General features: G+C 67.9%; 19 protein-coding genes. 16 read left to right on the plus strand and 3 right to left on the minus strand.

The window, feature by feature from the left end; genetic code table 11:
* Positions 1–22 precede the first annotated feature (22 nt).
* The 11 genes from cheA to flhF all read left to right on the plus strand — a co-directional run bounded on the left by cheA (position 23) and on the right by flhF (position 15685).
* Positions 23–2164 carry a chemotaxis protein CheA gene (gene cheA, locus C2U31_RS17965; protein WP_103274010.1) on the plus strand — a complete coding sequence of 714 codons (2142 nt, stop codon included), beginning with the start codon at positions 23–25 and terminating at the stop codon, positions 2162–2164.
* A 15-nt stretch (positions 2165–2179) separates the two neighbouring features.
* A complete protein-coding gene (gene cheW, locus C2U31_RS17970) occupies positions 2180–2680 on the plus strand; it encodes a chemotaxis protein CheW (protein WP_103276433.1) in 501 nt (166 codons plus the stop codon).
* Between the two features lie 93 nt (positions 2681–2773).
* Positions 2774–4477 (plus strand): methyl-accepting chemotaxis protein, encoded by a 1704-nt coding sequence (locus C2U31_RS17975; protein ID WP_103274011.1) that lies wholly within the window; start codon positions 2774–2776, stop codon positions 4475–4477.
* Positions 4478–4572: 95 nt separating this feature from the next.
* Positions 4573–5340, plus strand: coding sequence for a CheR family methyltransferase (locus tag C2U31_RS17980; protein WP_233772413.1), 768 nt, complete (start codon positions 4573–4575; stop codon positions 5338–5340).
* A gap of 20 nt (positions 5341–5360) precedes the next feature.
* Entirely contained in the window at positions 5361–6419 is a 1059-nt protein-coding gene (locus tag C2U31_RS17985; protein WP_103274012.1) for a chemotaxis response regulator protein-glutamate methylesterase, read from the plus strand.
* A 49-nt stretch (positions 6420–6468) separates the two neighbouring features.
* A complete protein-coding gene (cheY, locus tag C2U31_RS17990) occupies positions 6469–6858 on the plus strand; it encodes a chemotaxis response regulator CheY (RefSeq protein ID WP_103274013.1) in 390 nt (129 codons plus the stop codon).
* A gap of 8 nt (positions 6859–6866) precedes the next feature.
* Positions 6867–7499: a protein phosphatase CheZ gene (gene cheZ, locus C2U31_RS17995; RefSeq protein ID WP_103274014.1), complete on the plus strand. Its 633-nt coding sequence runs from the start codon at positions 6867–6869 to the stop codon at positions 7497–7499.
* Between the two features lie 211 nt (positions 7500–7710).
* A complete protein-coding gene (locus C2U31_RS18000) occupies positions 7711–9261 on the plus strand; it encodes a methyl-accepting chemotaxis protein (protein ID WP_233772414.1) in 1551 nt (516 codons plus the stop codon).
* Between the two features lie 173 nt (positions 9262–9434).
* Positions 9435–10589 (plus strand): flagellar biosynthesis protein FlhB, encoded by a 1155-nt coding sequence (gene flhB, locus C2U31_RS18005; RefSeq protein WP_103274015.1) that lies wholly within the window; start codon positions 9435–9437, stop codon positions 10587–10589.
* A gap of 3 nt (positions 10590–10592) precedes the next feature.
* On the plus strand, positions 10593–12713 hold the full coding sequence (gene flhA, locus C2U31_RS18010) for a flagellar biosynthesis protein FlhA (RefSeq protein WP_103274016.1): 2121 nt from the start codon (positions 10593–10595) through the stop codon (positions 12711–12713).
* Entirely contained in the window at positions 12710–15685 is a 2976-nt protein-coding gene (flhF, locus tag C2U31_RS18015) for a flagellar biosynthesis protein FlhF (protein WP_103274017.1), read from the plus strand. Before flhA ends, flhF begins: the two co-directional genes overlap by 4 nt.
* A gap of 56 nt (positions 15686–15741) precedes the next feature.
* Here the strand turns inward: flhF and C2U31_RS18020 are convergent, their stop codons facing one another.
* The 3 genes from C2U31_RS18020 to flgA form a co-directional block, all read right to left on the minus strand.
* Entirely contained in the window at positions 15742–16221 is a 480-nt protein-coding gene (locus C2U31_RS18020; protein ID WP_103274018.1) for a flagella synthesis protein FlgN, read from the minus strand.
* A 31-nt stretch (positions 16222–16252) separates the two neighbouring features.
* A complete protein-coding gene (gene flgM / locus C2U31_RS18025; RefSeq protein WP_103274019.1) occupies positions 16253–16546 on the minus strand; it encodes a flagellar biosynthesis anti-sigma factor FlgM in 294 nt (97 codons plus the stop codon).
* A 140-nt stretch (positions 16547–16686) separates the two neighbouring features.
* Positions 16687–17400, minus strand: coding sequence for a flagellar basal body P-ring formation chaperone FlgA (gene flgA, locus C2U31_RS18030; protein WP_103276436.1), 714 nt, complete (start codon positions 17398–17400; stop codon positions 16687–16689).
* Positions 17401–17584: 184 nt separating this feature from the next.
* On the opposite strand from flgA, the gene flgB reads away from it, so the two are divergent.
* The 5 genes from flgB (at position 17585) to C2U31_RS18055 (ending at position 21844) form a co-directional block, all read left to right on the plus strand.
* Positions 17585–17992, plus strand: a complete 408-nt coding sequence (gene flgB / locus C2U31_RS18035) for a flagellar basal body rod protein FlgB (RefSeq protein WP_103274020.1) — start codon at positions 17585–17587, stop codon at positions 17990–17992.
* Positions 17993–18148: 156 nt separating this feature from the next.
* Positions 18149–18568 (plus strand): flagellar basal body rod protein FlgC, encoded by a 420-nt coding sequence (flgC, locus tag C2U31_RS18040; RefSeq protein ID WP_103274021.1) that lies wholly within the window; start codon positions 18149–18151, stop codon positions 18566–18568.
* A 54-nt stretch (positions 18569–18622) separates the two neighbouring features.
* On the plus strand, positions 18623–19321 hold the full coding sequence (locus C2U31_RS18045; RefSeq protein ID WP_103274022.1) for a flagellar hook capping FlgD N-terminal domain-containing protein: 699 nt from the start codon (positions 18623–18625) through the stop codon (positions 19319–19321).
* A 90-nt stretch (positions 19322–19411) separates the two neighbouring features.
* Positions 19412–20911, plus strand: coding sequence for a flagellar hook-basal body complex protein (locus C2U31_RS18050; protein WP_103274023.1), 1500 nt, complete (start codon positions 19412–19414; stop codon positions 20909–20911).
* A 168-nt stretch (positions 20912–21079) separates the two neighbouring features.
* Complete coding sequence (locus C2U31_RS18055) at positions 21080–21844, plus strand: flagellar basal body rod protein FlgF (protein WP_103274024.1); 765 nt, start codon at positions 21080–21082, stop codon at positions 21842–21844.
* Positions 21845–21879 lie beyond the last annotated feature (35 nt).

Genomic DNA, 21879 nt, shown 5'->3' on the forward strand with positions numbered 1-21879 from the left:
CATTTATGAAGGCGTACCGGCCATGAGTTCTGGTTTGGATCTCAGTCAGTTTTACGAGACCTTTTTCGACGAGGCGGATGAGCTGCTCGCGCAGATGGAGCAGCTGCTGCTGGAGCTGGACGTGGGCTCGCCCAACATCGAGCAGCTCAACGCCATTTTCCGGGCCGCCCACTCGATCAAGGGCGGCGCGGCGACGTTCGGCTGCTTCACGCAGCTGGCCGGCACCACGCACCTGCTCGAAAACCTTCTGGACGCGATCCGTCGCGGCGAAATGGCGCTGCGCACGGACATGGTGGACATATTCTTGGAAACGAAAGACGTGCTCAAAAGCCAATTGGACGCCTACCGGGCCTCCGAAGAGCCCGACGAAGCCGTATTCGAGCGCATCTGCGCGGTACTGAGGCAGCTGGCCCTGGAGCATAAGGATCCGGCGGCCGCCGCGCAGGCGCCGGCCCCCGCTCCCGTCGCGGCCCCCGCGCCGCCGCCCGCGCCCGAACCCGAGCCTGCCCCGGAACCGGCGGCGGCCGCGCCGGCGGGCGACGGCGCCGGCCTGCCGCTGCGCGTGCGCATCACCAAGGTGTCGGACAAGGACGCCGAGGCCCTGCTCGAGGAAATGGGCAACCTGGGTCAGGTGCGCGCCAGCGAGCGCGCCAATGGCACGCTGACCGTCTGGGTCGACAGCACCTGCACGCCTGACGATATTGAGGCGGTCTGCTGCTTCATCGTCGACGCCGACCAGCTGAACATCGCCCGCGAGGCGGCGCCGGGCGCGCAGGCGCCGGCGGCCCCGGTCGAGCAGTTCGCGCAGGCGGCCGAGCAGTTCGCCGCGCAGGCGCAAGCCCAGGCGCCGGCGCCGGCTGCTGTCGCGCCGGCTCCGGCCGCGCCCGCCGTGGCCGAGTCGGCCGCCGCTGCCGAAGCCATCACCCAGGCGGCGCGCGCCACCCGCGCGGCGCCCGCGCACGCGGACAAGGAATCGACTTCCATCCGCGTCGGCGTGGAGAAAGTCGACCAGATCATCAACCTGGTGGGCGAGCTGGTCATTACCCAGGCCATGCTGGCGCAGACCGCGTCCACGCTGGATCCTGTGCTGCATGACCGCCTGCTCAACGGCATGGAGCAGCTCGAGCGCAACGCGCGCGACCTGCAGGAAGCCGTGATGTCCATCCGCATGATGCCGATGGACTACGTGTTCAGCCGCTTCCCGCGCCTGGTGCGCGACATCGCCGGCAAGATGGGCAAGCAGATCGAACTGCAGACCTACGGCCGCGCCACCGAACTGGACAAGAGCCTGATCGAGCGCATCATCGATCCGCTGACGCACCTGGTGCGCAACAGCCTGGACCACGGCATCGAGACGCCCGAGAAGCGCGTGGCGTCCGGCAAGGATCCCGTGGGCCAGCTGGTGCTTTCCGCCCAGCACAACGGTGGCAACATCGTGATCGAGGTGAGCGACGACGGCGCCGGCCTGAACCGCGAGAAGATCCTGAAGAAGGCCATGTCGCAGGGCCTGCCGGTCAACGAAAACTCGCCCGACGACGAAATCTGGCAACTGATCTTCGCGCCCGGCTTCTCCACGGCCGAGAAGGTCACGGACATCTCCGGTCGTGGCGTGGGCATGGACGTGGTGCGCCGGAACATCCAGGACATGGGTGGCCACGTGCAGCTGTCGTGCGAGCCGGGCAACGGCACCACCACGCGCATCGTGCTGCCGCTGACGCTGGCGATCCTGGACGGCATGTCGGTGCGGGTGGGCGAAGAGACCTTCATCCTGCCGCTGAACCATGTGACCGAATCGCTCCAGCCGACCAACGACCAGATCTATTCGGTCGCCGGCAACGAGCGCGTGATGCAGGTGCGCGGCGAGTACCTGCCGCTGGTCGAGATGCACCGCGTGTTCTCCGTGGGCGGCGCGCAGACCGATCCCACCCAGGCCATCGCGGTCATCATGCAGGCCGAGGATCGCCGTTTCGCGCTGCTGGTGGATCACCTGATTGGCCAGCACCAGGTGGTGGTCAAGAATCTCGAGTCCAATTACCGCAAGGTGCCCGGCATTTCGGCGGCCACCATCCTGGGCGATGGCAGCGTGGCCCTGATCGTCGACGTATTCGCGCTGGCGCGCGCCAACCGTGAGCGTTGGTCGCAGCCCGAAGCCATTTTGAATTGATGGAGAATGAACCTCATGGCAGCCAAACCGCAAGCGCAGGCCGCGCGCAATGAAGATGTCGGCAGCGAGTTCCTGGTCTTCACGCTGGGCGACGAAGAGTACGGCATCGACATCCTGAAGGTCCAGGAAATCCGCGGTTATGACGCGGCCACCGTGACCCGCATCGCCAATGTCCCGCCCTTCATCAAGGGCGTGACCAACCTGCGCGGCATCATCGTGCCGATCGTCGACCTGCGCATCAAGTTCAACCTGGGCAGCGTCGAATACAACGAGCAGACCGTGGTCATCATCCTGAACCTCGAGCGCCGCGTGGTCGGCATCGTGGTCGACGGCGTGTCCGACGTGCTGATGCTCAACTCCGGCCAGATCCGGCCCGCGCCCGAGTTCGGCGCGACGTTGTCGACGGAGTACCTGACGGGCCTGGGCACGGTCGACGAGCGCATGCTCATCCTGGTCGATATCGAGAAGATGATGACCAGCGACGAGATGGCGCTGGTGGAGAAGGTCGCCTCCTGAACGGGGCGGCAGGCAGGATGAACGGACGAGGCGTCATATTGAACCCGATGTGACGCTTTCCTCAACGATTGCAGTCAGGGAGTGGTTCTTGTGATGCGCAAGTTTTTCGCGAACATGACGATACGCGCCAGCCTGTTGTGGGTGCTGGCGTTCTTCTCTTTCATGTTGGTGATCGGTGCCGCGTTGGGCGTGCTGTCCCTGCGCATCAGCAACGGTACGCTGGCCGAACTGAAGCAATCGCAGGAACTGGACGATGCGCTCGGCCGGGTGGTCCTGAGCTACAAGGACGCGCTCAACGGCCTGAGCCGCGCGGCCTCTTCCAATTACGCGGACATCGTGCGCAACGTCGGCCAGGCGACCCTGCCGACGGCGGGCCTGGCCGGCGAAGCCGCCGGCCTGCTGCAGCGGGCGAAGGCCTCCCTGAACAAGGGCCAGGCCGAGTACGAGTACTACAAGAGCCTTGCCAAGCCCGCCGACGCGGCCGAATCGCTCAAGGAAATCGAAGAGTCCTACAGCATCCTGATCCAGCAGGGCCTGAACCCGCTGGCCGCCACGCTGGAAAAGGGCGACATGCCCGGCTACCAGACGCAGGTGCAGATGGTGCAGGACACGCTGGAAGGCCGCTTCGCGCGCGCCATCGAGGGCTTTGACTTCTGGCGCGCCAGCAAGACGCTGGACGCCTTCGAGGTCGCCCAGGTGCGCTACCAGTTCGTGCTGATCGCGGTCAGCGCCGGCGGCGTCATCGCCGCGCTGCTGGTGTTCGCCACCTATGTGTTCCTGCGCCGCCGCGTGCTGCAGCCGCTGCAGGAAGCCGGCCACCATTTCGATCGCATCGCCGGCGGTGACTTGACCGCCCGCATCGAGGCGCGCAACACCAACGAGATCGGCCTGCTGTTCGCGGCGCTCAAGCGCATGCAGGAGAGCCTGACGCGCACGGTGTCGGCGGTGCGTCGCGGCGTGGACGAGATCAACGTCGGTTCGCACGAGATCGCGGCCGGCAATACGGACCTGTCCAGCCGCACCGAGCAGCAGGCGGCCTCGCTGGAAGAGACCGCGGCCTCGATGGAGCAGCTGGCCTCGACCGTCAAGCAGAACGCGGACAACGCGCGCCAGGCCAATCAGCTGGCGTCCAGCGCGTCGGACGTGGCCGAGCGCGGCGGTTCGGCGGTGTCGGAAGTGGTGACGACGATGCACGGGATCTCGGCCAGCTCGCGCAAGATTTCCGAGATCGTGTCGGTGATCGACGGCATTGCGTTCCAGACCAACATCCTGGCGCTGAACGCGGCGGTGGAAGCGGCGCGGGCGGGCGAGCAGGGCAAGGGCTTCGCGGTGGTGGCGGGCGAAGTGCGCTCGCTGGCGCAGCGCAGCGCGCAGGCGGCCAAGGAGATCAAGGGCCTGATCGAGGACTCGGTCAGCAAGGTCGGCGCGGGTTCGCAGCAGGTGGAGCGCGCGGGCGCGACGATGCAGGAGATCGTGGCGTCGGTCAAGCGCGTGACGGACATCATGGGCGAGATCTCGGCGGCGTCGGAAGAGCAGTCCAGCGGCATCGACCAGGTGAACCGCGCGGTGTCGCAGATGGACGAGGTGACGCAGCAGAACGCGGCGCTGGTGGAACAGGCCGCGGCGGCCGCGGGCTCGCTGCAGGAACAGGCGCAGCGCCTGGCCGAGGCGGTGGCGGTGTTCAAGATCAACGCCGGCGAGGTCATCGAGGTGCCTGCCCACCGTCTTTCGGGTCAGCGTTCGTCCGCGGACGGCACACGGTTGCAGGCGCCCGACGCGCTTGCGCTTGAACACTGAGGCTAGCGGTGGCGACAGCGGCAAATGCGGCGCCGTCCATTTCGGTGGACCGCCAATTCGATTTCCGGGACGCGGACTTTTCCCGCGTCCGCAAGATGATTCACGAGCGCGCCGGCATTTCGCTGGGCGCGCACAAACGCGAGATGGTCTACAGCCGCCTGGCCAGGCGGCTGCGCGCCTTGGGGCGGCAGGATTTCGCCAGCTACCTGGACCAGCTGGAGCGCCAGCCCGACGCGCCGGAGTGGGAAGACTTCATCAATGCGCTGACCACCAACCTGACGGCCTTCTTCCGCGAATCGCATCACTTCCCGATCCTGGCCGATTTCGCGCGCAGCCGCGGCGGCCCGGTATCGATCTGGTGCTGCGCGGCCTCGACCGGAGAGGAACCGTATTCCATCGCCATCACATTGGCCGAAGCGCTGGGTCCGCGCGCCTCGTCGTCCACGGTGCTGGCCACGGACATCGACACCAATGTGCTCAACCGGGCCCGCGCCGCGGTCTATCCGGCCGAGCGTGTGGCGAAGATGGAGGAGTCGCGGCTCAAGCGCTTTTTCCTGAAAGGGCGCGGCGCCAATGCCGGCCAGGTGCGGGTGCGGCCCGAGATCGCGGACATGGTGCGCTACGACACCTTGAACCTGCTGGCGCCGTCCTGGCCCATCAACGAGAAGTTCGACGCCATCTTCTGTCGCAACGTGATGATCTATTTCGACAAACCGACCCAGGCCAGGATCCTGGAGCGGTTCGTTCCCTTGCTCAAGCCGGGCGGCCTGCTGTTCGCGGGCCATTCGGAAAACTTCACCTACATCAGCCAGGATTTCCGCCTGCGCGGTCAGACGGTCTATGAATGCGGGGGCCGGGCCTAGGCCCGCCCAGGCGGCAAAAAATGCAGAAAATCAGAGTCTTGTGTGTGGACGATTCCGCGCTGGTGCGCGGCCTGATGACAGAGATCATCAACAGCCAGCCGGACATGGAGGTCGTCGCGACCGCGCCCGATCCGCTGGTGGCGCGCGAACTGATCAAGCGCCACAACCCGGATGTGCTGACGCTGGACGTCGAAATGCCGCGCATGGACGGGCTGGACTTCCTTGAAAAGCTGATGCGCCTGCGGCCCATGCCGGTGGTGATGGTGTCGTCCCTGACCGAGCGCGGCGGCGAAATCACGCTGCGCGCGCTGGAGCTGGGCGCCATCGACTTCGTCACCAAGCCCAAGCTGGGCATCCGCGACGGCCTGCTCGAATACACCGAGATCATCGCCGACAAGATCCGCGCCGCCTCGCGCGCCAAGCTGCGCGCGCCGGCGCCGCACGCGCCCGCGGCCGCGCCGGCCCCGGCGCTGCGCCGCCCGCTCTCCAGCTCGGAAAAACTGGTGATCGTGGGGGCGTCCACGGGCGGCACCGAAGCGATCCGCGAGGTGCTCCAGCCCCTGCCGCCGGACAGCCCGGCGATCCTGATCACGCAGCACATGCCGGCCGGCTTCACGCGGTCCTTCGCCCAGCGCCTGGACGCGCTGTGCGCGGTGACGGTGCGCGAAGCCGTGCATGGCGAACGGGTCCTGCCCGGCCACGTCTATCTGGCCCCGGGCGGCGACACGCACATGCGGCTTGGCCGCAGCGGCGCCAACTACGTCATCGAACTGGACGCCAGCGAACCCGTCAACCGCCACCGCCCGTCGGTGGACGTGTTGTTCAATTCGGCCGCGGTGGCGGCGGGCAAGAACGCCATCGGCGTCATCCTGACCGGCATGGGCAAGGACGGCGCCGCGGGCATGCTCGCCATGCGCCGCGCCGGCGCCCACACCATCGCGCAGGACGAAGCCAGCTGCGTGGTGTTCGGCATGCCCCGCGAAGCCATCGCCATCGGCGCGGCCGAAGAGGTGGTTTCGCTTTCCGCGATGAGTGAGCGCATTCTGACTCGCCTGGGAGATCGCGGCCACCGCGTTTGACGCGGGTTTTCGCGATCGTTCCCAAGCACATTTCTTTTGGAGTAGGAAGATGGTAGACAAGGGCATAAAGATTCTGGTGGTGGATGACTTCCCCACCATGCGGCGGATCATCCGCAACCTGCTCAAGGAGCTGGGTTTCGAGAATGTGGATGAAGCCGAGGACGGCGCCATCGGGCTGGAGAAGCTGCGCAACGGCGGCTTCCAGTTCGTGGTGTCGGACTGGAACATGCCCAACCTCGACGGCCTGGAAATGCTCAAGCAGATCCGCGCCGACGCCGCGCTGGCCACGCTGCCGGTGCTGATGGTGACGGCCGAGGCCAAGAAGGAAAACATCGTCGCGGCGGCTCAGGCCGGCGCCAACGGATACGTGGTCAAGCCCTTCACGGCGGCAACGCTGGAAGAGAAGCTCACGAAGATCTTCGAGAAAATCGCAGGCTGAGGTGCGGCATGAGCACGACGGAAAATGTTGATCCGGCGGAATCCCCAGATCTGATCCACCGCATCGCCTCGCTCACGCGCATGCTGCGCGACAGCATGCGCGAACTGGGCCTGGACCAGGCAATCAAGGACGCGGCCAACGCGATCCCCGACGCGCGCGACCGCCTGCGCTACGTGGCGCAGATGACCGAGCAGGCCGCCAACCGCGTGCTGAACGCGACCGAGGCGGCCGGCCCGATCCAGGACGGCATGTCGCGTTCGGCGCAGTCGCTGGACAGCCGCTGGCAGCAGTGGTTCGACCAGCCTCTGGAAATGCCCGAGGCCCGCGAGCTGGTCAAGGACACCCGCGCGTTCCTGCAGGATGTGCCCAAGCAGACGCAGGAGACCCAGTCCAAGCTGATGGAAATCATCATGGCGCAGGACTTCCAGGATCTTACCGGCCAGGTCATCATGCGCATGATGGACGTGGTGGGCGCGATCGAGCGCGAGCTGCTGCAGGTGCTGCTGGACAACGTGCCGCAGGAGCGGCGCGACGAGGCCAACAGCCTGCTCAATGGTCCGCAGGTCAGTCCGCAGGGCAAGGCCGACGTGGTCACCAGCCAGGACCAGGTCGACGACCTGCTGGCCAGCCTGGGCTTCTAGGCTGCCGCGCGCCGCCGGCGGGCCACGCCGGCGGCGTCTGCCATCGCCCGCATGGATGATTTCCCTTAAATGCGGGCGCCAGGGCGGGTGATAGACTCTCGGCCATAAGAACCAGAATCAGGGCCATGCAGCGAGAGACAGGACGCGCGCCTGCGCGTCCAGGCAACGGATCTCCACAGAAGACGATCCGGGCCGGCACTAGGAGAGTATCTTGGCCAGATCCATATTCCGCCTGGGCGGCATCTGGGGCTTGTTGCGCCGCCTGAACCGGGGCGAGGCCGTGCTGTCGGAGCGCGCGCTGTCGCTCAGTCCGGCCGCATGGCCGCTGTATCGTTTCCTGGGTTCGATGCGCCAGCGCATCGCCACCGTCCGCCAATCCAGCATCGAGATCGCGCTCAACGCCGCGCGCACCCAGTTCCAGGCCGGACGCTGTTCGGCGCTGGCGCAGGAGCAGGCGCGCGCCGCCGGGGCGCTGGCCGCCAGCGGCGCGCAGATCGCCGGCCTGTCGGCGTCCACGTCCACGCACGCGCGCGAGATCGCCGAGGTGTCCGGACAGAACCTGCAGGCGGCCGAGCGGGCGCTGGCCGAGCTGTCCGAGGTCAAGGAACGGGTCGACCGCATGAATCGCGAAATGTCCGCCTTCACCGAGGTGGTGGGGCAGCTGACCGTGCGCGCGCGCTCGGTGGGCGACATCAGCAAGCTGATCAAGGACATCGCCTTGCAGACCCAGTTGCTGGCGCTGAACGCCGGGGTCGAGGCCGCCAGGGCGGGCGACGCGGGCAGGGGCTTCGCCGTGGTCGCCAGCGAGGTCGGCCGCCTGGCCGAGCGCGTCAACGCGGCCACCAGCGACATCGGCAGGCACACCGGCGAAATGCTGGAGCTGGTCGATTCCACCGGCCGCCAGACCGACACGCTGCGCGCCGACGTCGAGGCCTCGGGCGAGGTGCTGACGCGCACCAGCGCCGATTTCGACCGCTTCGTGCATGATTTCGAGGGCATGAACCGGCAGGTCGGCGAAGTGGTGCAGGCGATCGGCGAGGTCGACGCCACCAACCATGGCATGAGCGAGGAGGTCAGCCGCATCGCGGCGCTGGCCGCCGACGTGCTCGAACGCGTCGGCAGCATGTCTGGCGAGATCGACCGCATCCGGCGCCAGACCGAGAGCGTGCAGGAAGTGCTGGCCGCCACGCGCACCGGCGACACGGCCTTCGACCTGCTGTCCGAGGCGCTGGACGCCTTCCGCGAGCAGGCAGTGCGCCTGCTGGAAGGCGCGCGCAAGCGCGGGCTGGACGTGTTCGATCGCCACTACCAGCGCATCGCGCAGAGCGATCCGCCGCGCTACCACACGGTCTACGACCAAGGCATCGACGAGGCGCTGACGCGGCTGCTGGACAGCGTGCTGGAAGCCATTCCGGGCGGCAGCTACGCGCTGCTGGTCGACGCGCGCGGCTACGCGCCGGCGCACAACAGTCGTTATTCGCACGCGCCGACGGGCGACCCGAAGGTGGACATCGCGCGCGCCCGCCATAAGCGCATCTTCGACGACCCGGTGGGCCAGCGGCTGGCGGCCAACACCGCCGGGCAGCTGTTCCAGACCTATTCGCGCGACACCGGCGAGATCGTCAACGATATCTCCGTCCCTGTTTATTTGGGGCCGGAACACTGGGGCGCGGTGCGGATCGGGCTGGACTATGCCCGCTTCCAGGCGGCGACGGAGCAGGGCGCCCAGGCCGGGGCCCATTCCCTGACCGCCGCCGGCTGAACGGCGCTGGCGGGGTCGGCCGGGACGGCGTCGGACCCGGCCCGGCGCCGCATTGCGGAATAGCGCCGCTTTCCCCCCGTTTCTTGGCTTATCGCGAAAAGGCCAGGCCTCCTAGAATCTCGGCGGGCAGCTCGTAACCGGAAAATCCACGGGCGCCGACACCACCGCAGAGCATGGCCGACGAAAGCGACCTCGAGAAAACCGAAGCCGCCTCTCCCAGGCGCCTGGAAAAGGCGCGCGAGGAGGGGCAGATCGCGCGTTCCCGGGAACTGGGCACGTTCATGATGCTGGCCGCCGGCGTCGCGGCGATCTGGCTGGGCGGCGGCTCGCTGTACCGGGGCCTGAGCGGGGTGCTGCGCAACGGCCTGGCCTTCGACCAGCGCGTGCCGCTGGATCCGGGCGTGATGATGGAACAGGCCGTGCAGGGCTTCGGCCAGGCGCTGATGACCCTGTTGCCGATCTTCGGCCTGCTGGCCGTGATCGCGGTGCTGTCCAGCGTGGTGCTGGGCGGGATCGTGATCTCGGGCAAGCCGCTGCAACCCAATCTGTCCAAGCTCAGCCCGCTCGCCGGCCTCAAGCGCATGTTTTCCTCGCAGACGGTGGTCGAGCTGGTCAAGGCGCTGGCCAAGGCCCTGCTGGTGGGCGGCGTGGCGGTCTGGGTGATCTGGCGCTACCACGACGACATGCTGGGCCTCATGCACGTGGCGCCCTCGGCGGCGCTGACGCGCGCGCTGACCATCGTCGCCATCTGCTGCGCGCTGATCGTGGCCTCGCTGGCGGTGATCGTCGCGCTGGACGTGCCCTGGCAGATCTGGAGCCACCTGAAGAAGCTGCGCATGTCCAAGGAAGACGTGCGCCAGGAACACAAGGAAAGCGAGGGCGACCCGCACGTCAAGGCGCGCATCCGCCAGCAGCAGCGCCAGGCCGCGCGCCGCCGCATGATGGCCGACGTGCCCAAGGCGGACGTGGTGGTGACCAACCCCACGCACTATGCCGTGGCGCTGCGGTACGACGAATCGAAGAGCGGCGCGCCGCGCGTGCTGGCCAAGGGCACCGGCCTGATCGCGGCCAAGATCCGCGAGCTGGCGGCCGAACACAAGATTCCCACATTGGAAGCGCCGCCGCTGGCGCGCGCATTGCATCAACACGTCGAGCTGGGACAGGAAATCCCGGCCGAGCTGTATACCGCGGTGGCCGAAGTGCTGGCGTGGGTGTTCCAGTTGCGCTCGTGGCGCGCTGGCTGGGGGACCGAGCCGACCGCGCCGTCCCGCCTGCCTGTGCCGGCCGCGCTGGACCCGCAAGCCAAGACCGCAGCTCAAGGAGTCTAAGGAATGAGCGCTCTGCTCTCCATGCTGAAGAACAATGGCGCCGCGCACGCGCGGATCCTGGCCGGCCCCATCCTGATCGTGATGGTGCTGGGCATGATGGTGTTGCCGCTGCCCACTTTCCTGCTCGACCTGCTGTTCACCTTCAACATCGCGCTGTCGGTGATGATCCTGCTGGTGGCCATGTTCACGCGCAAGCCGCTGGACTTCGCCGCCTTCCCGGCGGTGCTGCTGTTCGCGACGCTGCTGCGGCTGTCGCTGAACGTGGCCTCGACCCGCGTGGTGCTGCTGCACGGCCATACCGGCCCCGACGCGGCGGGCAAGGTGATCGAGGCTTTCGGTCACTTCCTGGTGGGCGGCAACTTCGCGGTCGGGATCATCCTGTTCGTGATCCTGACCATCATCAACTTCATCGTCATCACCAAGGGCGCGGGCCGTATCGCCGAAGTCGGCGCGCGCTTCACCCTGGACGCCATGCCCGGCAAGCAGATGGCGATCGACGCCGATCTGAACGCCGGCCTGATCGGCGAGGACGAGGCCCGCAAGCGGCGCGCCGAGGTGTCGCAGGAATCGGACTTCTTCGGTTCCATGGACGGCGCCAGCAAGTTCGTGCGCGGCGACGCCATCGCCGGCCTGCTGATCATGGCCATCAACATCATCGGCGGCCTGATCGTGGGCGTGGCCCAGCACGACATGTCGATGAGCGATTCGGCCCGCGTCTACACGCTGCTGACGATCGGCGACGGCCTGGTGGCCCAGATCCCGGCGCTGGTGATCTCGACCGCTGCTGGCGTGGTGGTGTCGCGCGTGTCCACGGACCAGGACATCGGCCAGCAGATGATCAGCCAGCTGTTCTCCAACCCCAGCGTGATGTTCCTGACCGCGGGCATCATCGGCATCATGGGGCTGATCCCGAACATGCCGCACATCGCCTTCCTGACGCTGGCCGGTGGCCTGGCGTGGGGCGGCTGGGCGCTGAACAAGCGCCGCAAGGCCGCCGAGGAAGCCGCGCGCGAGGTGCCGCCGCAGGCGGTGTCGCAGGCGCAGGCCGCGGCCGCCGAGGCCAGTTGGGACGACGTGTCCATGGTGGACCAGCTGGGGCTGGAGGTGGGCTACCGGCTGATTCCGCTGGTCGACCACGCGCAGAACGGCGAGCTGCTGCACCGCATCCGCAGCCTGCGCAAGAAATTTGCCCAGGACGTGGGCTTCCTGCCGCCCGTGGTCCATATCCGCGACAACCTCGAACTCAAGCCCAACGACTACCGCATCCTGCTGTCTGGCGTGGAAGTGGGCCATGGCGTGGCCATGCCCGGCCAATGGCTGGCGATCGACCCGGGCGGCGTGACCATGCAGATCAAGGGCACGCCCACCACCGACCCGGCCTTCGGCCTGCCGGCGCTGTGGATCGACGGCGCTCTTCGCGACCAGGCGCAGGTGGCCGGCTACACGGTGGTGGATGCCGGCACGGTCGTGGCCACCCATCTGAACCACCTGATGCACCGCCACGGCTCCAGCCTGCTCGGCCGCCAGGAAGTGCAGCAGTTGCTCGAACGCATCGGCCGCGACTCGCCCAAGCTGGTCGAGGACCTGGTGCCCAAGACGCTGTCGCTCACGGCGCTGCAGAAGGTGCTGCAGGGCCTGCTGGCGGAAGAAGTGCCGATCCGCGATATGCGCACCATCATCGATACGCTGTCCGAGCATGGCCCGCGCCTTGCCGCGCTGGCGGCCGCCACCGGTGGCCAGCCCGACATCCAGGAACTGATCGCGCTGACCCGCCGCTCGCTGGGTCGCGCCATCACGCAGCAATGGTTCCCCGGCGAGGGCGAGCTGCGCGTGATCGGTCTGGACGTCAAGCTGGAACGGGTGCTGGCGCAGGCGCTGACCACCAGCGGCGGCCTGGAGCCGGGCCTGGCCGACACCTTGCTGCGCGAGACGCATGCGGCGCTGGAGCGCCAGGAGTCGCAAGGCAACGCGCCGGTGCTGCTGGTGTCGCCGGTCCTGCGCGCGCCTTTGTCGCGCTTCCTGCGGCACCACCTGCCGCAGCTGGGCGTTTTGTCGAATACGGAAATACCGGATGAGCGCATGGTCCGCGTGACGGCGCTCATCGGCGGAGGTAACGGGGCATGAAGATAAGCCGTTTTTTCGGGCTGAACAGCCGTGACGTGATGCGCCAGGTGCGCCAGGTGCTGGGGCCGGACGCGCTGATCGTGTCGAACCGCAGCGTCGACGGCGGCATCGAGGTGCTGGCGACCGTGGACGGCGCCTTCGACGAGGCCGCCGGACAGGCGCAGCAGCCGCCGCAACAGCACGCGTCGCAACAGGCGCCTCAACCGGCCACGCATCACGCGCCCTATCAGGAGCAGACGCCCGCCGTCATGCCGCCGACGGCCTATCCGGCGCCGTCGCGCCCGATCGCCGCCTACCAGTCGGCCTATGCCGCGTCGGCACTGCCGGAAGACGAGGACGAGGCGGGCATGATGCCGGCGTCCGCGCCCGCCGCGCCGGTGCGCGTGGAAATTCCGCCGCTGCCGTCCGCCGCGCCGGTGCGGATGGAGATGCCGCCCTTGGCGCCAGCCGCGCCGGTGCGCATGGAAATGCCGCCATTGCAGGCGGCGCCCCAGGCCCGCGCGCCCGCCATGCCCGCGGTGCCGCCAGTGGCGCCTCAAGGCTACGCGCGGCCTCCGGCGCCGCAGCAGCAGCCCATGCCGCAGCAACACGCCGCGCCGCAGCCGCCGGCGACGCCGCCCGCGTATCGGGCCGCGCCGCAAGCCTACGCACAACCGGCCGCGCAACCCGCGGCCAGGCCGCCGGTCGCGCCCGCTGCGCCGGCCGCGCCCATGCACGCGGCTCAGCCCGCGCCGCAACCGCCCGCCGCGCCGATGCCGCAGGCTCCCCGGCCGCCCGCCGCGCCCATGGCGCGCATGCCCGATGCGCCGATGCCGCAGGGACTGGCGTTGCCGCCGGGGACCTTGCCCGCCGACACGGCCGCCGGCCTGCAGAATGCGATCAGCGCCTTGCGCGGCGCGCTGGAAAGCCGCATGGACGGCCTGCTCTGGGGCGGCCGCCAGGGGCCCGGCCGCGAGCCGGCCGGCGCGGCGCTGTTCCGTAGTCTGTTGGACGCGGGTTTCAGCACCAAGCTGGTCCGCACGCTGGTCGAGCGCATGCCCGAGGGGCTGGACGCCGACGCCGCGCTGGCCTGGGCGCGCAACGAACTGGTCACGCACCTGCCGGTGCTGGGCTCGGAGGATACGTTCCTGAGCGGAGGCGTGTATGCGCTGGTCGGTCCCACCGGCGTGGGCAAGACCACCACCCTGGCGAAGCTGGCCGCGCGCTGCGTCGCGCGCGAGGGCCGCGACCAGGTCGCCATGCTGACGACGGACAATTTCCGGATCGGCGCGCTGGAGCAGTTGCAGATCTACGGCCGCCTCATGGGCGTGCCCACGCATTCGGTGCGCGACGCCGGCGAGCTGCGTCGCCTGCTGGCCGAGCTGGGCAGCCGCAAGATCGTGCTGATCGACACCACCGGCATCAGCCAGCGCGATCGCCACGTGGCCGAGCAGGCCGCGATGCTGTGCGACGCCGGCAAGACGGTGCGCCGCCTGCTGGTGCTCAACGCCGCCAGCCAGGGCGACACGCTGGACGAGGTGGCGCACGCCTACCGCAATGGCGTGGGCGAGGACGTGGCCGGCTGCATCATCACCAAGCTGGACGAAGCCTCGCGCCTGGGCGCGGCGCTGGACACGGCCATCCGCCACCGTCTGCCGATCCATTACATGTCGGTCGGCCAGAAGGTGCCCGAGCACCTGGAGCTGGCGCGCCCCGACGCGTTGATCGACCGCGCCTTCGCCATGGTGGAGCGCGCTCGCGCGCTCTACACCCCGAGCGAGGCGGACCTGGCGTCGCTGTGGTCCTCGGCCAAGGAAACGCCGGCCGTCGACCCGGCGCGGCGTCGGCAGTTGCTGGCCTCGGCCATCCTGCGGCCGCAGGGCGGGGCCGCGGCGGTGGAGGCGGCGCAGAATCTGGACGACACGCTGAACTGGCTGGACAGCGATCTGGCCTGCGCCCGGGCGCGCGCGTCCTGGCGCGAGTATGTCAGCGACGGCGCGGGTTCCAGCCTGTCGGCCCTGGCCGACGAGCCGCTGGCGATGGCGCGGCGCGAATTCTCCGCCGTCTGCGGGCGGCATCTGCTGGTGATGCACGGCAAGGTCGGCATGAAGGGCGACAACCTGCCGGGAGGCACGCTGCTGGGTTCCATGCTGATGAGCGATCGGGGCGCCGCGCTGGCTGCGCCGGCGCAGCAGCTGGCGCTGGCCCACGGCATGCTGTCCTCGTTCGCGCCGGGCGCGGCCGCGCAGCCGGATCCGGCCGCGGCGCTGGAGGCGCGCGTGCGCTGGCTGGGCGGGCAGCTGGGCCAGGTGCCGCTGGTGCACATGCTGGAGGCGGGCACCTCGGCGCTCTGGTCGGCGCTCACGGAACAGGGCGTGTCCTGGGTGGCTCGCAGTCCGGGCGGCCTGCGCGTGATCCAGGACGAGTGTCCGACCAATCTGAATGCCGTGGGCAAGAGTGTGGGCTATCTGCCGGTCGGGCAGCCCGGCGACATGCCGGGCCTGCGTCCGGTGGCCGGCGGCCGCGCGGCGCCGCTGGCGCTCTGGGCCTCGGGCACCGAGATCGGGTTGCCGGGCCGGGCCGGCGAATCTGCGATGCGACTGGTGTGCGCGCGCTTGATCGATACGGTCAGCGGCGAGGTGGTGGCGCAGTTCTTCGGCCTGACCAATCTGCCGGCTTCGCAGGCCGATGCCGGCACGGTCGCGCGGTGGCTGGTGCTGCAGGACGAGGCCAAGGCCGGTTTCCGCTACATGGCCAATGCCTGGCAGGCCTTGCCGGCCGTCGATGGCGCCCATGCGCTGGCGCGCCAGGCCTTGATGGCCGGCCAATTGGCCGCCGCCTGCTGGCAGTTGGCGCATTCGCCGGCGGCGGAGGTGGTCAGGGGGCCCTTGTCGGGCGTGGCGGGCGTGGATCGCGTCAAGCTGACCGGCCGCATGCTGCCGGTGGCGCTCCTGAAGATGTACGCGATGCTGGAGATGGCCGACGGCGGCTGAGGCGCGCCGTTGGCAATGAGGCAGGGAAAAAGGAAGGGGTGCGTCGCTCCCGGCGTTCAGCCGGCGACGATGGGCTTGCGGCCCGGGGCGCTGCGCGTGCCGCGGCCCTGGGCGTCGTAGGTCGAGGTGCTGGCCGGCCCGCCGCCCAGTCCGCGCAGCGCGTCCAGCGACTGCTGGGTATAGCGCAGGTGCACGTCGATCAGGGCGCCATTGCGCAGATTGATTTCATTGGCGGACTCCGACTTGCTCAGCAGGGCCTGCCATACGCCCGCCAGTTGCGGGTGCTGCGCGGCGGCCTGCTCGGTGCCGGCATGGCCTGCGGGCAGGCCGATCTCGGCCAGCAAGGCATCGCGCGTCTGGCTCAATTCCACCAGTTTGTGGGCGATGCCGCTCTTGCGCTCGGTGATGTCATGCAGCGCGTCGATGTCTCCAGGACCCACCAGCACCTCGGTTTCAGCCTCCAGGATGGCGGCGAACTCGGTGATCAATGCGTCTTCCTGCTTCATGCAGGCTTGCAGGGATTCGACGGTGCTCATGATGTCAGGATGGCGGACGTGAAGAGAGAGGCTATTTCAGCAGGTCGCGGGCGCTGGCGATCAGGCTGTCGGCGATGCGGCCTGTGTCGATCTTCAGCTGTCCCGACGCGATGGCGGCGCGAATGGAGGCCACGCGTTCGACGTTGATGTCATTCGATCCTTCCTGCAGCGCGAGCAGCTTGCGCGACGCCGAGCTGAGCGCGACTTGCGAGCTGCTGGCGCTGCCGCCGGCAACGGCGCCGTAGGCCTGCGCGGCCGCGGATTCGGGGCGGGCGCCGACGGCGTCGGCCGAAATGGGCCGGTTGGTGGTCGAGTTGATTTTCAAGATGATCTCCGCAGGGCGTCCCGGGTCGATTCGCGACGGTTCCGCCTACTCATGCCTCTGTAACGACAGGGCCGGAAGGAACTTTAGGGTAGCCGGCCCGCCGGCGCAACGCGATATGTAACATTCCCTGCAATCCTTGCCTACAAGTGCATTTCAACCAGCCCGGCATTGCGGACCACGCCGCTGACCACCTGCCCGCTGGGCATCCGCACCTGCACGGTGGCGCCCGGCGCGGCGTTGTCCAGCGCCTGGCCCTCGCTGCTGACCATGAAACCCTTGCCGACGGCGTTGATCCGCACGTTGCTGCCGCGCACCACGGACTGGGCGTTGCGCAGGGCGGCGCCCTTGATCGGCTGGCCGGCGGTGATCCGATAGGCCGCCGTCATGCCGGCCACCGTGTCCGGGTCGGTGATCGCGCCCGGGGGCAGGGCGACCAGGTCGCCGTCGCGCGGCGCCAGGTCGGCCGGGGTCAATGCCTGGCCGGCCGCGATGGTGCGCGAGGCGACGTAGTATTGGCCCGGCACGCTGACGCTGGCCTGGACATAGGCGGTCCAGGCTTTGGGCGCGGTGCAGCGGATGCCCACGGTCATCCGGGAGCGCGGCTTCATGCCGGACGGCAAAAACGGGGACATGGCATCGCAAGGCGTCAGGCGCTCGTTGCGGGGCGGGTCGATGGTGATGGACGGCTGGCCGGGCAGGGCCGAGAGCTGCTCCCGCAGATACGACAGCGCGGTTGCCGCGATCGCCTCGGGCGCCTGGAAGGCCGCTTCCTGTGCCTGGACCACGGCCATGGACCCCGGCAGCAGCAGGCCGAGGGTGAGCGCATGGGCGGCGAGGCGGGAGCGAGTCGTCATGGGCACATTGTAGAGGCGGGCCTCGCCGGGCAATACGTGAATTGCGTGAGAAATGGCGGGTTATTTGGCTGATTGTGGCGGCCAGCCCGACCCTATGATGCCGTCATCCAATGGGATAAAGGCCCGTGCCTCGTCCCTGGCTGTTTTCAGATCCGTACCGCCACGCACTCCACAAGGCACTCCGATGCTAGACAGGCTCAACGAGGATTTCCGCTTCTTCCAGCAATCGCTGTCGCTGCGCGCGCAGCGACAGGAAGTGCTGTCCTCCAACATCGCCAACGCCGATACGCCGAACTACAAGGCGCGCGACTTCGACTTCCGCACGGCGATGCAGACCGCCATGGAAGGCAGCAAGCGCCTGGCCGACACCTCGCTGACGCTGACCTCGGCCCGTCACATTCCGGCCAAGGCTGTCTCGCAGGGTCCGACCGACCTGCTGTACCGGCTGCCTTATCAGCCCAGCATGGACGGCAACACCGTGGAAATGGACGTGGAGCGCGTGCAGTTCGCCGACAACACCTTGCACTACCAAAGCAGCATGCAGATCCTGTCCAGCCGCATCAAGGGCATGATGGCCGCCATTCAAGACTAGGGGTGAAGCCCACCCCCGAAGCGCTTCGCGCTTCCCCCTCCAGGGGGCACCACGGCGGACCGGCAAAGCCGGCACCGCGTGGCCTGGATGGAGCGAGACCTGTGATGTATGTCGCGGGTATGTTGGTCTACTGATTTATTAAGGGAGCATTGGGCAATGTCCTTGCTGAGCATTTTCAACATCGCCGGTTCGGCGCTCAACGCGCAGTCGCAGCGCATGAACGTGGCCGCCAGCAATATGGCCAACGCCGACAGCGTCGTCGGTCCCGACGGCCAGCCGTACCGCGCCCGCCAGGTCGTGTTTCAGGTCGATCCGGCGCCGAACCAGGCGCTGGGGCAGGAAATCGGCGGCGTGCGCGTGGCTGGCGTGGTCCAGGACCCGTCGCCGCTCAAGATGGTCTACGACCCCAAGCATCCGATGGCCAATCCGCAGGGCTACGTCAGCATGCCCAACGTGGATCCGGTGGCCGAGACGGTGAACATGATCGCGGCGTCGCGTTCCTATCAGGCCAACGTGGAGGTGCTCAACACCGCCAAGAGCCTGATGCAGAAAACGCTGACCATCGGCCAATCCTGATCCCCCATTTCCGCGCGCCGCGCCGCCCGCGCGGGATAACCAGAGAACGAGTTCATGACCGTAATCGACCAATCCACCAGCAAGACCGGGCTGGGCCTGGCGCAGACCGGCGCCAGTGGCCTGAACACCGCCAAGGGCCTGCAGGATCAGTTCCTCAAGCTGCTGATCACGCAGATGAAGAACCAGGATCCGCTGAACCCGATGCAGAACGCCGAACTGACGTCCCAGCTGGCGCAGATCTCGACGGTCGAAGGCATCACCAACCTGAAGAACACGCTGCTGTCGATCGGCGGCCAGATCGACGTGTCGCAATCGATGAGCGCCGTGGCCATGATCGGCAAGGGCGTGCTGGTGCCCGGCTCCAAGGTCAAGGTCGGGGTGGACGCGCAGAACCCCGAGGGCCGCGTGGTCACGCCTTACGGCATCGACCTGCAGAAGGACGCCGCCAAGGTTCAGGTCCGCATCTCGGACGCCAACGGCGCCGTGATCCGCACCATGGAACTGGGCGAGAAGAAGGTCGGCGTGTACACGCTGGACTGGGACGGCAAGAACGACGCGGGCGTGGCGATGGAAGCGGGCGCCTACACGGTGTCGGTCACCGCCTCGGACGCCGAGGGCAAGAAGGTCGCCGCCGAAATGCTGAGCTACGGCAAGGTCAAGAGCGTGGCTTACTCGACCAACGGCCTGCGACTGGACCTGGGCCTGGACGGCCAGACCAGCATGCTGGATGTGCGCAAGGTGATCGGCGCCTGAGCGCCGTAATCGTACCCCTCTATATATGTAGACATAGGCGCCGGCGCGGACGCGGCGGTTTCGGACTACTAGGAATCAGCGAGAGAAAACATGGGCTTCGGACAAGGATTGAGCGGCTTGAACGCCGCTGCGCAGAACCTGGACGTGATCGGCAACAACATCGCCAACTCGGGCACCGTCGGCTTCAAGTCCGGCTCGGCCACGTTCGCGGACGTCTACGCCAGCTCGCGCGTGGGCCTGGGCACGAAGGTGTCCGGCATCACGCAGCGTTTCACCGTGGGCACGATCAACGGCGGCGGGGGCGAATATGACATCGCCATCGACGGCCCCAAGGGCATGTTCCGCGTCACCGATTCCGGCGGCGGGGTGATGTACACCCGCAACGGCGAATTCCAGGTCGACAAGAATAACTTCATCGTCAACGCCCAGGGCTATCGCCTGACCGGCTACCCGGCCAACGCGATCGGCGCCAACCCGGTGGAGCTGCAACTGCCCACCGCGAACGTGGCGCCCAAGGCCACCAGCACCGCCACCAGCGTGGCCAACCTGGACGCCAACGCCAAGGTGATTTATCAGACCACCACTGTAGTCTCTCCTCCCGTGAACGGCACAGTGACCTTGACGGCGGCGACCCCGCCCGGAGTTACGGGCAACTATACTTTTACACGTGATGCCACAGGCAAGGTCCTGTGGAACGCTCCCCCTCCGCCTGATGGTACCTACGGTACCGGGACGAACGTGATCACTATCGCGGGTGCAGGTACCCCGGCGTCGGTCACGACGGGCGATCTTACGCGGGAACCGGGATACAAGGACTACACGGCCGCCGTGACCGAGATCGGCAAGCCCTTCGATCCCAAGCTCACCAACAGCTACACCAACGCTTCGCCCATGACGGTCTATGACTCGCTGGGCAACTCGCACCAGGTGATGCAGTACTTCGTCAAGCGCCCCGCCGACGCCGCGGGCAACAGCGTCTACGAGGTCTACTATTCGATCGACGGCCAGGCCATGGCGCCGACCACGCAAGCCGGCGGCGTCTGGGGCAACCCGACGCAGTTCACCTTCAACAAGGCCGGCATGATGACCAGCGCCACCACGGTGAACCTGACCTTCGCCAATCCGGGCGGCGCCACCACGCCGGCCAACCCGCTGAACATCGCCATCAATTACACCGGCACCACGCAGTACGGCAGCCCGTATGCGTTCAAGGGCACCCCGGACGGCTATACCTCGGGCGAGTTCCGCGGCATCAGCATCAACCCGGACGGCAGCTTGATGGCCGGCTACACCAATGGCCAGAACGCCAACGTCGGCACCATCGTGCTGGCCGACTTCGCCAATCTGCAGGGCCTTCAGCCGGTGGGCAACAACGCCTGGAAGGAAACCGGCGCGTCCGGCCAGCCGATTCTGGGTCAGCCGGGCAACAACGGCCTGTCCAAGGTGGTGGGCCAGGCGACCGAGGCCTCCAACGTGGACATGAGCAAGGAACTGGTCAACATGATCATCGCGCAGCGCACCTATCAGGCGAACTCGCAGACGATCAAGACCCAGAACGAAATCATGCAGGTCTTGATGAATATTAAGTAGAGCCCACCCCCGCAGCGCCTGCGGCGCTTCCCCCTCAAGGGGGCGCCGACGGCGGACCGGCGGAGCCGGATCCGCGCGGCCTGGATTGTGGGGCGGCGGTTGCTGGCGGAGAGTACCTCTGCGTTTGAAATAGAAAGGCCGCGCGGTCTGCGGCCACGGAATAGACGAATGGATCGGATTATTTACACCGCCATGAACGGCGCGGCGCGGATCACGGAGCATCAGTCCGTGCTCGCCAACAACATGGCCAACGTGAACACGACGGGCTTTCGCGAGCAGATCGCGATGTACCGCTCGGTGCCGGTGACGGACGGCGTGAGCCTGCCGACGCGCGTCTCGACCGTGGCCTCCACGCCGCGCAACAACTTCGAGATGGGCAATATGCAGACCACGGGCCGCGAGATGGACGTGGCGCTGGCCAGCTCCAACGGCTGGTTCGCGGTGCAGACGCCCCAGGGCGAGGCCTACACGCGCGGCGGCAGCCTGCAGGTGGGCATCAACGGCCAGCTGCAGACCTCGTTGGGCCAGCCCATCGTGTCCGATCAGGGCGGCGTGATCGACGTGCCCGACCAGGCCGCGCTGACCATCTCCCCGGACGGCACCATCACCGCCATCGGCGCGGGCGACGCGCCGAACAATATCCTGAACCTGGGCCGGATCAAGATGACCAGCCTGCCCGAGGCGCAGCTGGTGCACGGCGACGACGGCGTGTTCCGTCTGGCGCCGGTGAACGGCCAGCCTGCGCCGCCGTCGCAGGTGGATCCGTCCCTGCGGCTGCTGTCCGGCGTGCTGGAAGGCAGCAACACCAATCCGATGGCCGCCATGGTCGGCATGATCGAGAACGCCCGCCGCTTCGAGCAGCAGATGCAGGTGCTCCAGCACGCTGACCGCAACGCCGAACGCGCGAACGGCATCCTGTCCGCCGGCGCCTGAACCGAATAACCCATTGCACGAGCGGCCCCGGGGCC

Source organism: Achromobacter sp. AONIH1 (assembly GCF_002902905.1).
Taxonomy (GTDB): Bacteria; Pseudomonadota; Gammaproteobacteria; order Burkholderiales; family Burkholderiaceae_B; genus Achromobacter.